Source organism: Streptomyces sp. NPDC060002, from assembly GCF_042737245.1.
Taxonomy (GTDB): domain Bacteria; phylum Actinomycetota; class Actinomycetes; order Streptomycetales; family Streptomycetaceae; genus Streptomyces.
The window spans coordinates 126,341-141,354 of record NZ_JBHWUW010000001.1; the positions used below are offsets into that span (position 1 = coordinate 126,341).

At 74.6% G+C, this 15,014-nt stretch carries 9 protein-coding genes and 1 pseudogene; 5 read left to right on the forward strand and 5 right to left on the reverse strand.

Going from position 1 to position 15,014, the window contains the following annotated elements; genetic code table 11:
• Positions 1 to 43: 43 nt before the first annotated feature.
• The 3 genes from ACFWBD_RS00545 to ACFWBD_RS00555 are packed head-to-tail and all read right to left on the reverse strand — an operon-like array spanning position 44 to position 3,070.
• Positions 44 to 226 (reverse strand): hypothetical protein, encoded by a 183-nt coding sequence (locus tag ACFWBD_RS00545; RefSeq protein WP_385660564.1) that lies wholly within the window; start codon positions 224 to 226, stop codon positions 44 to 46.
• Positions 223 to 561, reverse strand: coding sequence for a DUF6479 family protein (locus ACFWBD_RS00550; protein ID WP_385660566.1), 339 nt, complete (start codon positions 559 to 561; stop codon positions 223 to 225). Before ACFWBD_RS00550 ends, ACFWBD_RS00545 begins: the two co-directional genes overlap by 4 nt.
• Positions 562 to 619: 58 nt before the next feature.
• The gene (locus ACFWBD_RS00555) at positions 620 to 3,070 is read right to left on the reverse strand and encodes a SpoIIE family protein phosphatase (protein WP_385660568.1); all 2,451 of its coding nucleotides are present in this window, start codon (positions 3,068 to 3,070) and stop codon (positions 620 to 622) included.
• A gap of 210 nt (positions 3,071 to 3,280) precedes the next feature.
• On the opposite strand from ACFWBD_RS00555, the gene lanKC reads away from it, so the two are divergent.
• The 4 genes from lanKC (at position 3,281) to ACFWBD_RS00575 (ending at position 10,135) form a co-directional block, all read left to right on the forward strand.
• Positions 3,281 to 5,947 (forward strand): class III lanthionine synthetase LanKC, encoded by a 2,667-nt coding sequence (gene lanKC, locus ACFWBD_RS00560; RefSeq protein ID WP_385660571.1) that lies wholly within the window; start codon positions 3,281 to 3,283, stop codon positions 5,945 to 5,947.
• Between the two features lie 82 nt (positions 5,948 to 6,029).
• Entirely contained in the window at positions 6,030 to 6,146 is a 117-nt protein-coding gene (locus ACFWBD_RS00565) for a SapB/AmfS family lanthipeptide (protein WP_020128989.1), read from the forward strand.
• Positions 6,147 to 6,254: 108 nt separating this feature from the next.
• Positions 6,255 to 8,015 (forward strand): ABC transporter ATP-binding protein, encoded by a 1,761-nt coding sequence (locus tag ACFWBD_RS00570; protein ID WP_385660575.1) that lies wholly within the window; start codon positions 6,255 to 6,257, stop codon positions 8,013 to 8,015.
• Positions 8,012 to 10,135 carry an ATP-binding cassette domain-containing protein gene (locus ACFWBD_RS00575; protein WP_385660578.1) on the forward strand — a complete coding sequence of 708 codons (2,124 nt, stop codon included), beginning with the start codon at positions 8,012 to 8,014 and terminating at the stop codon, positions 10,133 to 10,135. Before ACFWBD_RS00570 ends, ACFWBD_RS00575 begins: the two co-directional genes overlap by 4 nt.
• Here the strand turns inward: ACFWBD_RS00575 and ACFWBD_RS00580 are convergent.
• Positions 10,058 to 10,717: pseudogene (locus ACFWBD_RS00580) on the reverse strand (LuxR C-terminal-related transcriptional regulator); the annotation flags it as partial. The gene ACFWBD_RS00575 and the pseudogene ACFWBD_RS00580 sit on opposite strands and share 78 nt — an antisense overlap.
• Positions 10,718 to 10,876: 159 nt before the next feature.
• Here ACFWBD_RS00580 and ACFWBD_RS00585 point away from each other — a divergent pair.
• Complete coding sequence (locus ACFWBD_RS00585) at positions 10,877 to 13,033, forward strand: SpoIIE family protein phosphatase (RefSeq protein ID WP_385660580.1); 2,157 nt, start codon at positions 10,877 to 10,879, stop codon at positions 13,031 to 13,033.
• 72 nt (positions 13,034 to 13,105) lie between these two features.
• Here the strand turns inward: ACFWBD_RS00585 and ACFWBD_RS00590 are convergent, their stop codons facing one another.
• Positions 13,106 to 14,557, reverse strand: coding sequence for a trypsin-like serine protease (locus ACFWBD_RS00590; protein WP_385660583.1), 1,452 nt, complete (start codon positions 14,555 to 14,557; stop codon positions 13,106 to 13,108).
• Between the last annotated feature and the right edge of the window lie 457 nt (positions 14,558 to 15,014).

The window sequence follows — 15,014 nt, forward strand, 5'->3', positions numbered from 1 at the left end:
GGTCGCCCGGCCGATTCATTCACGCAGACGCACTGTCTGCCGGTCAGTCCTCACCCCTGACAATGTTCCATTCCGCGCCGGACTGCATCCCGGCGACCGCGCCGGGGACGGCGACGGCCGCCAGGCAGGTACGCGGGGCGGCCGTTCCGCGGCGCAGCCGGCGTGCCCTGGCCCAGCCGGTCTCGGCCCGGCGGGCCGCCGGCTTCTCGTCGATGTACGCGGTCACGACTGTTCGTCCCAACGGGGGCGGCGCTGGTCGGTGCTGTCCCGGGTGCCGGTGGGCCGCAGTTCGTGCGGGGAGAGGCGTTCGCTCTCGTCCGTCGCCCGGGGCATCTCGTTGGGCTCGCGGGCCCGGCGGGTCTCGTGGGCCGGGCCGGAGCCGGGCCTGCGCGGCTGTTCGTGCGGCTTCGGAGGCGCGGGCTCGCGCGCCCGGACCTTGATGCCGAGCCGGAAGGCCCAGATCAGGCCGCCGACGAGCACGATCCCGACGGCGATGAAGACGACGGTGGCCAGGACGGACTTTCCGGATGCCGCGAGAAAGGCGGAGGCGAAGGTGTCCATGGGCGGCGGGTACCCCGTTCGTACTCCCGGACACCTGGCGGCCCGGCGGCCCGGCGGCTCAGTGTTCCAGCGCCAGCTCGCTCCACACCTGCTTGCCGCCGCTGACCGGTACCGTCCCCCAGGCGTCGGACATGGCCTCGACGAGGAGGATGCCCCGGCCGCCGGTGGCCTCCCAGCCCAGGCTGGTCGGCTTGACGGGGGTGCGGGGCGAGGCGTCGGTGACGGCGACGCGCAGCCGGCGGTCGATCAGCACGAGGTCGAGGCGGACCCGGCCGTCGGTGTGCACCAGGGCGTTGGTCACCAGTTCGGAGACGACCAGCAGGGCGGTGTCCATGGCCTCGGCGGGCACGCCCCAGGCGCGCAGGGTGCGCCGGGTGAAGCGGCGGGCCTGCCGGGCCGCCTCGGGCACCCGCCACACCGTCCAGCCCTCGCGCAGGGGTTTGACGGCCATGCCGTCGTAGCGCATGAGGAGCAGGGCGACGTCGTCGCCGCGGTGGGCGTTGCCGAGCAGGGCGTCGGCGACGAGGCCGAGGTGGGCGGGGTCGGACACGGCCAGTTCGTGGGCGAGGCGGTCCAGGCCGGTGTCGATGTCCATCTCGGCGGACTCCACGAGTCCGTCCGTGGTCAGGGCGATGACGGTGCCGGGCAGCAGCCGCAGCGGGGTCATCGGGAACTCTGCCCGGGTCACGACCCCGAGGGGCGGTCCGCCGTCCGTCTCGGCGATGTCGGTCGATCCGTCCGGGTAGCGCAGGACGGGCGGCGGGTGCCCGGCCCGTACGCACCAGGCGGTGCCCTCCTCCATGTCCACGTCGACATAGCAGCAGGTGACGAAGAGGTCGGTCTCCAGCTCCATCAGGAGCCGGTTGGAGTGGGAGACCACGACGTCCGGCGGGTGACCCTCGGCCGCGTAGGCGCGCAGAGCCGTGCGCATCTGGCCCATGAGGGTGGCGGCGCCCGCGCTGTGTCCCTGGACGTCGCCGATGACGAGGGCGACGTGGTGGTCGGACAGCGGGATGACGTCGTACCAGTCGCCGCCCACCTCAAGGCCGGCGGTGGCCGGCAGGTAGCGGGCTACGGCGACGGCGCCGGGGAGTTCCGGCAGACGGCGCGGGAGCAGCTGGCGCTGGAGCATGCCGACGAGTTCGTGCTCGGCGTCGAAGGCGCGGGCGCGCGTCAGGGCCTGACCGGCGAGGCCGGCGGAGGCGGTGAGCAGGGCGCGTTCGTCGGGGCCGAAGTCGTGCGGCTCGTCCCAGCCGATGAGGCAGGCGCCGGCCATACGGCCCCCGGCGGACAGCGGCAGGACGGCGAGGCCACCGGGGCCGACCTCGGCGAGGGCCGGTTCCAGGGCGGTGCCGGCGGGCCAGATCCGGGCGCGGCCCTCGCGCAGGGCGGCGGCGAGGGTGGGCATGGCGCGCACCGGCGCGTCCGGCCATTCGGCGCGCCACTCCAGCTGCCACAGCTCGGGCCAGGACTCGGGCTCGGGCGGGTCGAGGACGGTGACGACGAGGCGGTCGTTCTCCAGCTCGGCGAGCGCGATCCGGTCGGCCCGCAGCGGCTTGCGCAGCGCGGCGACGACGGCCTGGCCGACGTCGCTGACGGTGCCCGCGGTGGCGAGCGCGGTGGCCAGCCGCTGGACGCGGGCGACGTCGGTGACCTCGCCGTGCAGGGTGGAGGCGTCGGTGACGGTGCCGACGAGCCGCGCCGGCCGGCCGTCGCCGGGGAGCAGCCGGCCGCGCAGCCTGAGCCACCTCGGCGGCCCGGTGGGCTGGAGGACGCGGAACTCCAGCTCGCGCTCGCCGATCGACATGTGGCCGGCCTCGACGACGGACATCAGCGAGGGCAGGTCCTCGGGGACGGTGAGCCCGAGGAGCGTCTCGACCCGGCCGTCGAACCGGTCCCGGCTCACCCCGAACAGCTCCAGGATCGCGTCGCCCACCTCGACCCGGCCGGTGTCCATGGCCAGGCTGAACGCGTTGGGGCGCAGTTCCTCGTCCTCGGCGGGGACGGCCGGGGCGGGGACGGAGACGGCCGCGGCGACGAGCTCGAGGCAGACCCGCTCGTCGGCGCCGAAGCCACCGGGGCGCTCGCTCACGGCCAGCAGACAGCCGCCCGTGCCGCCGTGCACGGGCAGGACGGCCAGGTGGACGTCCCGGGTGGGCATCCGCCGCGCCTCCGCGCAGTCGGCGAGCTCCGCCGGGCCCAGCCACACCGGCCGTCCGGCGCGGTGGGCGTCGGCGGCCGGCGAGTGGCCGTCGAGCGGGTAGCTCTCGCGCAGTCCGTACAGGGTCCTCGGGACGCCGGCCGAATCGACCAGGCGGAGCAGGTCGCCGTCGCCGCCGGGCGTGTACACCGCGGCGAGGGCCGCGCCAGCGAAGACGAGCGCCTGTTCGAGCGTGCGTCTCACTCGTTCGGGCGAGGCGGGATCGGCTGTGATCGTTTTGAGCGCGATTTCGGCACGCAGGGGCCCCGTTCTGCGCTCCGCGGCACCCTCACTGACCACGTCCGCCATTACAGCGCCAAAGGTGCCCCCGCGCAGCCCCTGTGGCCGTTTCGTGGAGGCGTCGAGGGGCACGGGCACCGGCCGCGCTCGAAACGGACCGAACATGTCTTTACGCGTGCGTTCCGCACGGGGATGTCGTGACAGGCGTGACTGTCCACGACCCCCGTCCGCTTGCGAGTCTCTTGGCCGGGCCACGGAAAGGGCCACGGAAGGGGACGCATGGACAAGCGGTACGAGGTGTACGCGCTGGCGGACGCGCACTTCTACGAGACGCCCGACCGGCTGACCGGCGACGGTCCCGCACCGCTGTTCGACACGGCGCGCCGCCCGGTTCCCGAGGGCTGGACCTCGGCGCGGACCGGCGACTGGCTGACCCTGACACCGCTCGACGCGGACGGCTCCCCGGCACCGGGCCCCGCCCAGGGCTGGAAGGTCCACGCCTCGGCCACCCGGGCGAACGCGGAGCGGATCGCGGCGATCGTGTGGGACTACTGCGTCCCGCGGCGCGTCCCGTTCAAGTTCGTGCCGGGCCCGCACCTGCTGCATCTGCGCAACACCAAGTACGCGGGCCGCGACACCAGCGGCAAGTTCGTCACGGTCTACCCGTCCGACGAGGAGCGGCTGCACACGGTGCTGCGCGAACTGGGCGCCCTGCTGGACGGCTTCGAGGGCCCGTACATCCTGACCGACCTGCGCTGGTCCGACGGCCCGCTCTACGTCCGCTACGGGGCCTTCGCGCGCAGTTACGTCGTCGACGACCGGGGCTCGCTCGTGCCGGCGGTGCGCGACGGCGCGGGAATCCCGGTCCCGGACCGGCGGGCGCCCTCCTTCCAGGTGCCCGGGTGGGTGACGCTGCCCCCGTTCCTGGAGCCGCACCTGGCCGCCCGCAACACGACGACGGTGGGCGAACTGCCCTACCGCATCGAGAAGGCGCTGCACTTCTCCAACGGCGGCGGGGTCTACGCGGGCACCGACACCCGGGACGGGCGCAAGGTGGTCCTCAAGGAGGGCCGGCCGCACGCGGGGCTGGCCTCGGACGGGGCCGACGCGATCACCCGGCTGGAGCGGGAGAAGCGGGCGCTGGAGGCGCTGGCGGGAACCGGCGTGGTCCCCGAGGTACGGGACTGGTTCACCCTCGGCGACCACCGCTTCCTGGTCATGGACCTCATCGAGGGGCGTCCGCTCAACTCCTTCTTCGCGGAGCGGCACCCGCTGCTCTCCCCCGACCCCGATCCGCGGGCCGTCGCCGCCTACACGGCGTGGGCGGTACGGATCCACGGGGCGGTGGAACGGGCGGTGCGCGAGGTGCACGCGCGCGGGATCGTCTTCAACGACCTGCACGTCTTCAACATCATGGTCGCGCCGGACGAGGAGTCGGTGTACCTGATCGACTTCGAGGCGGCGGCCCCCGCCGGGGAGAACGGCCGGCAGGTCGTGGCGCACCCCGGCTTCTTCGCACCGCCCGACCGCCGGGGCGCCGACGTCGACCGGTATGCGCTGGCCTGCTTGCGGCTGGCCCTGTTCCTGCCCGTCACGACGCTGTTCGTGGTGGACCGGGGCAAGGCGGCGCATCTGGCCGAGGTGATCGCCGAGCAGTTCCCGGACGTGCCCGGCGCGTTCCTGGACGGGGCGGTCGCGGAGATCACCCGCGACATCCTCACGGACGGTCCCGCCCCGGACGGACCCGCCGCGGACGGCGGCGGGTCCGGCGCCCCGGTGCGGGCCGCCGCCCGGGTGCCGTCGGCGCCGGCCTTCCGGGTGGAGCCCGGTGACTGGCCGCACAGCCGCGACTCGATGGTCAAGGCGATCCTCGCGTCGGCGACCTTGGAGCGCGCCGACCGGCTCTTCCCCGGGGACGTCGCCCAGTTCTCCGACGGCGGCGGTCTCGGGCTGGCGCACGGCGCGGCCGGCGTGCTGTACGCGCTGGCGGTGACCGGCGCCGAACGCCACGAGGACGGCGAACGCTGGCTCCTCGACCACACCGCCCCGGCCCCGACGGGCACCCCGCTCGGCCTGTACGACGGCCTCGCGGGCGTCGCCCACGTGCTGGAGCTGCTGGGTCACCGGCAGCGGGCGCTGGACCTGGTCGACGGCATCCTGCGCGAGCGGTGGCAGAACCTCTCCTCGGACCTGAACGGCGGGCTGGCCGGACTGGGGCTCGTCCTCGGCGACCTGGCGCGCCGGACGGGTGAGCCGGGCTTGCGCGAGCGGGCCGCCGAGGCCGCCGACATCGTCGTACGACGACTCGCCGAACCCGTGCCGGACACCCCCCGGCGGCGCCGGGCCGGGCTGCTGCGGGGCGCGAGCGGACCCGCGCTGTTCCTGCTCAGGCAGTACGAGGCGACCGGCGACCGCCGGTTGCTCGAGGCGGCCGGCGTCGCCCTGCGCCGGGACCTGGCGGCCTGCGCGGAGCGCGAGGGCGGTGCGCTGGAGGTCGACGAGGGGTGGCGGACCCTGCCGTATCTCGGGGACGGAAGCGTGGGGGTGGGGGCGGTGCTCGACGACCACGCGGCCCATGCCGAGGACGCCACGGGGGAGTTCGGACGGGCCCGCGCCGGCATCCTCACCGCGGCCACCTCGCGCTTCTACGCGCAGCCCGGCCTCTTCCAGGGCCGCGCCGGCATGATCCTGCACCTCGCCCGCACCACCACGCCCGGCGCGACCCGGACCCGGCTCGACGGGCAGATCGCCGCGCTGGGCTGGTTCGCGATGCCCTACCAGGGCCAACTCGCCTTCCCCGGGCACCAGATGATGCGGCTCTCCATGGACCTCGGCACCGGAACGGCGGGCTGCCTGCTCGCCCTCGCCGCCGCCCTCGACCCGGACGGCGCGGGCGCCACCGCGCACCTGCCGTTCCTCCCGCCGCCGCAACGGCGGCCCTCATGACGCGGCTCCGCGACAACCGACGGAGTCGTGACGCAACCCGTCCCCCACGGGACGTGACATCCAACCGACGGAAGGACACACCATGGCCCTGCTCGACCTTCAGACGATGGAATCCGACGAGCACACCAGCGGCGGCGGAAACAGCACCGTGAGCCTGCTGTCCTGCATCAGCGCCGCCAGCGTTCTGCTCTGTCTCTGACACCCGGGACGGGCACGACACGCTGAAGGCTCCGGGCGGTCCGCTCCCCAGGGAGGGGGCCGCCCGGAGCCCGGCCTCCCCATACCTCCGAGGAAGCGCGGGAGCAGGATGCCGATGGACCGGACGACCGGTGAGCTGCTCGGCGCGGCCACCCGGCACAGCGGGTCCCACTGCCTGGCCCTGGGCCTGCTGAGCGTGACGGCGACCGGTGCCGGACTGCTGCTGCCCGCGGCTCTCGGCCGGGCCCTCGACCTGCTGCTCACGCACTCCCCCGCGACCCGCTGGGTGCTGTGCTGCGCGGCCCTCGCCCTGCTGCTGACCCTGCTCGACGCGTGCGAGACCGTCCTCGGCGGCACTCTCGACGCCCGGACCACCGCCTTCCTGCGCCGCCGGGTGACCGGCCATGTCCTGGCGGTGGGGCCCCGCGCCACGGCCCGTTTCGGCGCCGGGGATCTCGTCGCGCGGGTGGTCGGCGGCGCCGCCCAGGCCGGTGCGGCGCCCGGCGCCCGCGCCGCGCTGCTGGCCGCGCTCGCCGGACCCGTCGGCGCCGTGGTGGCGCTGGCGCTGATCGACCCGTGGCTCGCGGCCGTCCTCCTGACCGGCGCGCCGGTCCTGACGCTCCTGCTGCGCTCCCTCGCCCGGGACACCTCGGCCTGCGTGGCGGACTACCAGCGGGCGCAGGGGCGGATCGCGGCCGCGCTCTCGGAGGCGGTCGGCGGGGCCCGCACGATCCGCGCGGCGGGCACGGCGGCCCGGGACACCGCACGGATCCTGCGGCCGCTGCCCGGGCTGTCCCGGGCGGGCCGGCGCATGTGGCGGGTCCAGGGCCGGGCCGCGGCACGGGCGACCGCGGTGGCGCCCCTGCTGCACCTCGGGGTCGTCGCCGTCGCGGGCCTGCTGCTCACCCGGCACCGGCTGTCGCCGGGCGACGTCCTCGCCGCGTCGCGCTACGCGGTGCTCGCCACCGGCGTCGGCGTGCTGGTCGGGCAGCTCTCCGGCCTCGTCCGGTCCCGGACGGCGGCCGAACGTCTCGCCGAGGTCCTGACGGAACCGGCTCCTCCCTACGGCGACCGCCGCCTGCCACCGGACGGCCCGGGGCGGCTCGAACTGCGCGGCGTGACCGCCCTGCGCGGCGACCGTACGGTGCTGGACGGCGTCGACCTGGTGGTACCGGGCGGGACGACACTGGCCCTGGTGGGCCGCTCGGGCGCCGGCAAGTCGCTCCTGGCCGCGCTGGCGGGCAGGCTCACCGACCCGGACGCCGGCGAGGTCCTGCTGGACGGCGTCCCGCTGCCCGCCCTCCCCCGGGCCGAGCTACGGGCCGCGGTCGCCCAGGCGTTCGACCGCCCGGCCCTGCTGGGCACGACGATCGAGGACACCGTCTCCCTCGGCCTCGCCTCCCCCGCGCGGGTCCGGGAGGCCGCCCGCACGGCCTGCGCCGACGACTTCGTCCGCCGTCTGCCCGACGGCTACGCCACGCCCTGCGCGGACGCCCCGCACTCCGGTGGCGAGGCCCAGCGTCTCGGCCTGGCCCGCGCGTTCGCCCACGGCGGCCGTCTCCTCATCCTCGACGACGCCCTCTCCAGCCTCGACACGATCACCGAACGCCAGGTCACCCGGTCCGTGTTCGGCCCCACCACGACCGCCACCCGCCTCGTGGTCGCCCACCGAGCCGCCACGGCCGCCCGCGCCGACACGGTGGCCTGGCTGGACGGGGGCCGGGTGCGGGCGGTGGGGACGCATGAGCAGCTGTGGCGCAGGGCTGAGTACCGGGCGGTGTTCGGGACAGGTCCCGGGACCGGTGAGGAAGCTGGAGCCGGTGCGCGGGCGCGGGCGCAGGACGAGCCCGGCCCGGAGGCACCGCGGTGAGCCGGGCGGCCGGCACGGAGGGGCTCGGTACCAGGGGGCTCCGCTTCCTGCTGGGCCGGCGGCCGGCCCTGTGGCGACTCGTGGGCTGGTCGGTGCTGGAGACGGGCCAGACCTTCCTGCTCGGATACGCCCTGGCCCGGGCGCTGGACGACGGGTTCCTGGCCGGGCGGGCCGAGGTGGGGCTGCGCTGGCTCGCGGTGGCCGGGCTCGGGGTGCTCTTCGGCGCGTACGGGACCGGACGGGTGTACGGGGCGGTCGCCGCGCTGGTGGAACCGCTGCGGGACCGGCTGGTGACCCGGGTGGTGCGGCGAGGGGTGCGGGAGGCGGACGGCGGGGCGCTGTCCGGACTCACCCAGCAGGTGGAGATCGCGCGGGACAGCTTCGCGGGCCTGGTGATGGTCTCGCGCTCGTTCGTCTTCACGTCCGCCGGCGCTCTGGCCGGCCTGTGCGCGCTCGCGCCGCAGCTGCTCCTGGTGGTCGTGCCGCCGCTCGCCGCCGGCGTGGGCCTGTTCGCGGTGACCCTGCGTCCGCTGGCACGACGGCAGGAGGCGTTCCTCGCCGCCGACGAGGCTCTGGCGGGGAACCTGGGCGTCGTCTGCCCGGGACTTCGGGACGTCACGGCGGCCGGTGCGGAGGACCGGATCGCCCTGGACACCGGCGCACTCGTCGACGCCGAGCTGCGGGCGGCCCGCGCCCTGGCCCACTGGGGCGTGGCCCGCGTGGCGTGTCTGGCGCTCGGCGGCCAACTGCCGCTGGTCCTGCTGCTGGCCGGCGCCCCCTGGCTGCTGGACCACGGCGTGACCCCCGGCGCCCTCGTCGGCGCCCTCGCCTATGTCACCCAGTCCCTGCTCCCGGCCCTGACCGCCCTGGTCCACGGCCTGGGCACGAGCGGCTCCCGCCTGACGGTCGTCCTGCGGCGACTGGCGCCACGCGGCGAGGCACCGGAACTCCCCGCCGAAGGCGAGCGCCGGACGGCGACCCGGTGGCACCGGCCGCCCGCCACACCGCCGACACCCGACACCCGACGCCCGGCAGGCGCGGCCCCGACCGTGCCCCGGCCCCGGCCCCTGCCTCAGGCGCGCAACGCGCCCCGGCACCCGCCGGCCGACCACCCCTGGCCGAGCGGAACACCGCGGGCACCTTCCCTTCGGTCCACCCCTGTGGTGGCCCCGCCGAGCCCCGCACCACCCGCGCTCGCCCTGACCTCCCTCACCTTCGCCTACGGTCCCGCCTCCGCGCCCGTCGTCGACGGCCTCACGCTCACCCTGCCCACCGGGGCGCATCTGGCCGTCGTGGGTCCGAGCGGGGTCGGGAAGTCCACGCTGACCGCGCTGGTCGCCGGGCTGCTGGAGCCGGTGCGCGGGGAGATACGCATCTGCGGTCGGCCGGTGCCGAGCAACGACGCGGCCGCTCGGCGTGTGCTCATCCCGCAGGAGGCGTACGTGTTCAGCGACACCCTCGGCGAGAACCTCACGCACCTGCGGCCGGACCCCGTGCCCGAGGAGGAACTGCTCGCGGCGGCCGAGGCGGTCGGGCTGACCCCGTTGCTCGACGCGCTGGGCGGCCCGGCGGCGAGGGTGGATCCGGCGGCGCTGTCGGCCGGCGAACGCCAGTTGATCGCCCTCACACGCGCGTACCTGTCGTACGCACCGCTCGCCCTCCTCGACGAGGCGACCAGTCACCTGGACCAGGCGGCGGAGGCCCGCGCCGAGCGCGCCTTCGCCGCCCGGCCGGGCGGCACCCTGGTCGTCGTCGCCCACCGCATCAGCTCGGCCGGGCGCGCCGGCCGGGTGCTGGTCATGGACGGGCCGCGGACCACGTACGGGACACACGACGAGGTGCTGCGACGCTCTTGCCTGTACCGCGATCTGGTCGGCGGCTGGGAGGAGGCGGGGAAGGAAGCGGCACAAGAAGATGCGGCAGGGGAGGAAGGGGGAGACACAGGAACGGGGGACGGCTCACAGCCAGCCCTGCCCCTGCGAGATACGGATGGCGTCGACGCGGTTGCGGGCACCGGTCTTACGGGTGATCGCCGCCATGTAGTTGCGCACGGTCCCGTGGGACAGATGCAGGTTCCCGGCGATCTCCGCGACGGAGGCGCCCTCGGCGGCGAGGGTTAACACGCTCAGCTCGCGACGGGTCAGCGGCATCTCGGCGGCCTTGAGGAAGCCGAAGCCCAGCGAATCATTGACGAAACGTTCCCCCTGGGCGACCTTCCGGATGCCGCGCAGCAGCTGCTCCGGTGTGCCCGCCTTGTCGACATAGCCGAGCGCCCCCGCCTCCAGCGCCCGTTTCAGCAGACCCGGCCGGTTCGCGCTGGCGAGCACGAGCAGCCGCGGCGGCACCGGACCGCCGCCGCCCCGCAGGCATAAGTCGGCCAGCGGCGGAAGGCCGTATTCGTCGGAGCAGTCGAGATCCGCCGCGCAGACGTCCGGTCGCACCGCCCCGACGCGGCCGGCCGCGCTGCGCCAGGGGACGTCGTCCACCCGAAGGTCGGGTTCCCGGGACAGCCATTGTGCGAGGACCGATCTGACCAGACACGCGTCGTGCACCAGAAGTACCCGGATCACTGCCGCCCCTTCAGCTCTTGCCGTACGCCGGTTCCGTGGTCTCGTCCGTGGTCTTGAACGCCTGCCCATTCTTCGGCTCCGGGACCATTTCGCAGCGCGAAGATCCGGCCATCGGGATGCGCGGGGGCGCATGCGGAGCGCCCGTAGCCCGTCGCGCGCTTCGACCGAGGGGGTGTGAGGGTGGTCCGACGGGGTAAGGGGCGGCCCTCGGCGGGCGCGTCGCTCGCCGTGCGCACCGGGCCGCCAGGGGGCAGATTTGGACCCGAAGCTCGCGCGGCGCCGGGCGAGGAGGTGGTCGCCGTGTCGGACGGGCAGATGTCGTCCGGTCAGGCACCTGCGGCCGTATGGGCGCCGGTCGGCCAGCCGCTGCTCTCCCTGGCACTGACCTCGATGATGGACGCGGTCGGGGCGCACTCGGGCGCCGTGTATCTGCGTCCGGGCGACGAGCCGCTGCTGGAGATGGCGGTGATGGCGGGGCTGCCCCGGTCCTTCGCGGCGCCCTGGGAGCGGGTGGGGCTGAGCGCGCCGATCCCGGTCGCCGAGGCGGTGCGCGAGCGGCGGCTGGTGTGGGTGGGCGGGGTGGAGGACATGGCCCGCCGTTATCCGCGGATCGCCGTCGTGCTGCCTTATCCCTTCGCACTGGCCGCACTGCCGGTGCTGACCGCGACCCGGGTGTACGGCGCGGTCTTCGTGACCTGGCCCGGCTCGCACCCCCCGGAGCTCTCCGACCGGGAGCGCCGGGAGCTGACGACGGCCTGCGAGCGGCTGGCGCTGCGGCTGGAGCGCGCCGCGTCGAAGAACCGTTCGGTGCGGGCCGAGACGGATCTGCTGGACGCGGGCCCGCTGGGCGCTGTCGCCGACACGCTCGGCACGATCGAGGCGGCCCGGATGGTCTCGCGGCTGCCGTACGGGATGTGCTCGCTCGATCTGAGCGGACGGGTCGGCTTCGCGAACGAGGCGGCCGCCGAAGTGCTCGGCGTCCCGGTGGGCGGGCTGCTGGGTTCGCAGCTGTGGGCGGCGGTTCCCTGGCTGAACGATCCCCTCTACGAGGAGCGCTACCGGGCCGCGCTGCTCAGCCAGGAGGCCACCTCGTTCGTGGCGCTGCGCCCGCCCTCGCAGTGGCTGTCGTTCCGGCTGTATCCGAGTACCACCGGGATCAGCGTGCGGATCAGCCGGGCCCGGGCGGTGTCGGAGATGAGCCCGACCGACGCCCGCTCGGAGGACGCGCCGACCCGGCTGGTGTCGATGTCACAGGCGCTGAGCATGGCCGGAGCGCTCACCGAGACCGTGAGCGTGCAGGACGTGGTGGGGCTGGTGGCGGACGAGATCGCGCCGGCGGTGGGCAGTCAGGCGCTGGCGCTGCTCGGCGCGCGGGCCGGCCGGCTGCACGTGCTGGGACACCACGGGTACCCCGACCCGCATCTCGTGGAGCGGTTCGACGGGACGCCGCTGTCCTCTCCCACGCCGGGCGCGCACGCGGTCGCGCACGGCGTCCCGGCGTTCTTCGACTCCCTGGAGCACCTGGAACGTCTGTACCCGTCCAGGCGCTCCTCCCCCGACGGCTTCGCCGCCTGGGCCTTCCTGCCGTTGATCGCGTCCGGCCGCCCGGTGGGGGCCTGTGTGCTCGCCTACGCCGAACCGCACGCGTTCTCCACGCACGAGCGTGCGGTGCTGACCAGCCTCGCCGGGCTGATCGCGCAGGCCCTGGACCGCGCCCTGCTCTACGACGTCAAACACCAGCTGGCGCACGGGCTGCAGGCGGCTCTGCTGCCGCACTCGCTGCCGTCGCTGGCCGGGATCGAGGCGACCGCCCGCTATCTGCCCGCCACCCGGGGCATGGAGATCGGCGGGGACTTCTACGACCTGGTGCCCTCGCACCCGCACGCGGCGGCCGTGATCGGGGACGTGCAGGGGCACAACGTGACCGCGGCCGGGCTGATGGGGCAGATCCGCACCGCCGTCCGCGCGTACACGACGGTGGGGCAGGAGCCCGGGGAGGTCATGCGCAGCACCAACCGGCTGCTGATCGACCTCGGCTCCGACCTGTTCGCGAGCTGTCTCTATCTGCGGCTGGATCCGGCGCGGGGGCGGGCCGTCATGGCCCGGGCCGGGCATCCCCCGCCGCTGCTGCGCCGGGCGGACGGCCGGGTGCGCGTCCTCGATCTCGCGGGCGGTCCGCTGCTGGGCATCGACGCCTCGGCCGTCTATCCGACGACGGAGGTCGAGCTGACCGACGGCTGTGTCCTCGCTCTGTACACCGACGGGCTCATCGAGACGCCGGGGGTGGACATCGAGGACGCGATCGCCGACCTGGGGCGGCGGCTCGGCGAGGCCGGGGCCCGTCCGCTGGCGGAGCTGGCCGACGAGCTGGTGGGCCCCTACGCGGCGGCGGACGAGCGGATGGACGATGTGGCGCTGCTGCTGCTGCGGGCGCGGGACGACGGCTGAGGGCCGTCGCCGGGCGCGAACATGAACGGCCCGGCCCCCGCCGGAGGGCCGGACCGTTCAGGTGCTGCCGTGTCAGTGCGACTCGTTCACACCCGAGCCGTCGTCCTGGCCGTTGCCGGTCTCGTCCTGGCCGTCGCCGGTCTCGTCCACGCCGCCGTCGGCGTTCTCGTCGACGCCACCGTCGGCCGCCTGTTCGCCGCCGCCCTCGATGGCTTCGCCCGTCTGGTCGTCGATGCCGTCACCGTTCTCGTCCACGGCGCCCGCGCCGGCTTCCTCGCCGCCGACCGCGTCGCCGCCGCCCACGATGGCTTCGCCCGTCTGGTCGTCGATGCCGTCACCGTTCTCGTCCACGGCCCCGGCCCCGGCCTCTTCGCCGCCGACCGCGTCACCGGCGCCGATGCCGCCGTCGCCGAGCGTCGCGCCGACCGCCTCGAGCGCGGTGGTCACCGGCTGGAAGAACGTCTCGCCGCCGACGGTGCAGTCACCGCTGCCGCCCGAGGTCAGGCCGATCGCGAGGCCGTCCTGGGTGAAGAGCGAGCCGCCGCTGTCGCCGGGCTCGGCGCAGACGTCCGTCTGGATGAGGCCCGTGACGGTGCCCTCGGGGTAGTTCACGGTGGCGTCGAGGCCGAGGACCTGACCGTCGTTGAGACCGGTGGTGCTGCCCATCCGGAAGACCTGCGTGCCCACCGTCGCCTCGGCGGCCTGGGTGATCTGGAGGGTCTGGTCGCCGAGGTTGACCTCGCTCGCGGCCACGGTGGCGGGGTCGTCGTACTTCACGAGCGCGAAGTCGCCGTCCCCGGGGAAGGTCGCCTGGTCGACGGTGGCGATGGGTTCGCCGTCCTCGGAGTCGGACCACTGCTCGGCCGCGACCCCGCAGTGACCGGCCGTCAGGAAGGCCGGGGAGCCGTCGCCCGCCGTCACGTTGAAGCCGAGGGAGCAGCGTGCCCCGCCGCCGAATATCGCGTCGCCGCCGGCGACCTTCGTCGTGAAGGTACCGGCCGACTTCTGGATCGTCGCCACGCCCGAGCCGAGGGTCTTGACGGTCGACTCGATCTGGTCCCACTTGTTGCCGGTGACCGTGGAGTCGGCCGTGACGAGGATCTTGTTCGTCTTCGGGTCGACGGCCCACGCGGTGCCCGTGATGGTCGCCTCGGTCTTCAGCGTCTTGGCGGCCGCCTCGAGTTCGGCCGTGCTGTTCTCGACCTCGCGGACCTTGGCTCCCGCCTTCTTCGCCTGCACGATGACGTTGTTCTCGTCGCCGGAGACGTTGACGACGTTGACGACCAGTTGCTGGCCCTCGCTGTCGTAGTAGGAACCGGCGAAGGCGTCACCGAGCAGCTTCTCGAGCTGGGACGCGAGATCCGAGGCGTCGCCCGCCTTGAGGGTCTTCACCGCGGCGGCGTCGTTGGAACCGCCGTCCTGGGAGGCGTTGGCCTGGGGAAGCAGGATGGCCGCCGCTCCGAGCGCCGCCACACCGCCTGCCGCGATGATGGCCTTGCGCTTCGTAACTCGCTTGTGACTCAAAAAACTCGACCTCCTGGGGGACGGGGTCTGGCTGCCGGGTTCGGCAGCTCCGTACAGCGACGCCTGGTTGGCCATGAGTACGCAGGGGTCGCGGGGTGCGTTCAATCGCGTTTGCCAACTTCCTTTGCTCAAACGTGAATCGGCCATGGCCGGGGCCCGACCTCGCGGCCCCGGGAACAATCGCCCATATGACGATGACGACCGCCGAAGCCGACAAGATCCTTTCGGTCGGCTCAACGCCCGGGCGCCGGCTTGGGACTTGTTCGTCGCAGACGTCGACGAGCGCCGAGGATTCGGAGTTCTCCCTGGTCACGGATGCCGGAGCGAGAGGGTGGGGGGCTTTCGGGGCAGGTGCCCGCGGCGGCCGAGGACACGGCGGCCGCGATCGCCGCATCGGCCGTCCGTGGGGCTCCGGAAGAAGGAAGACGGCGTGCGGGCCGACTTCGTTCCGGCGCGC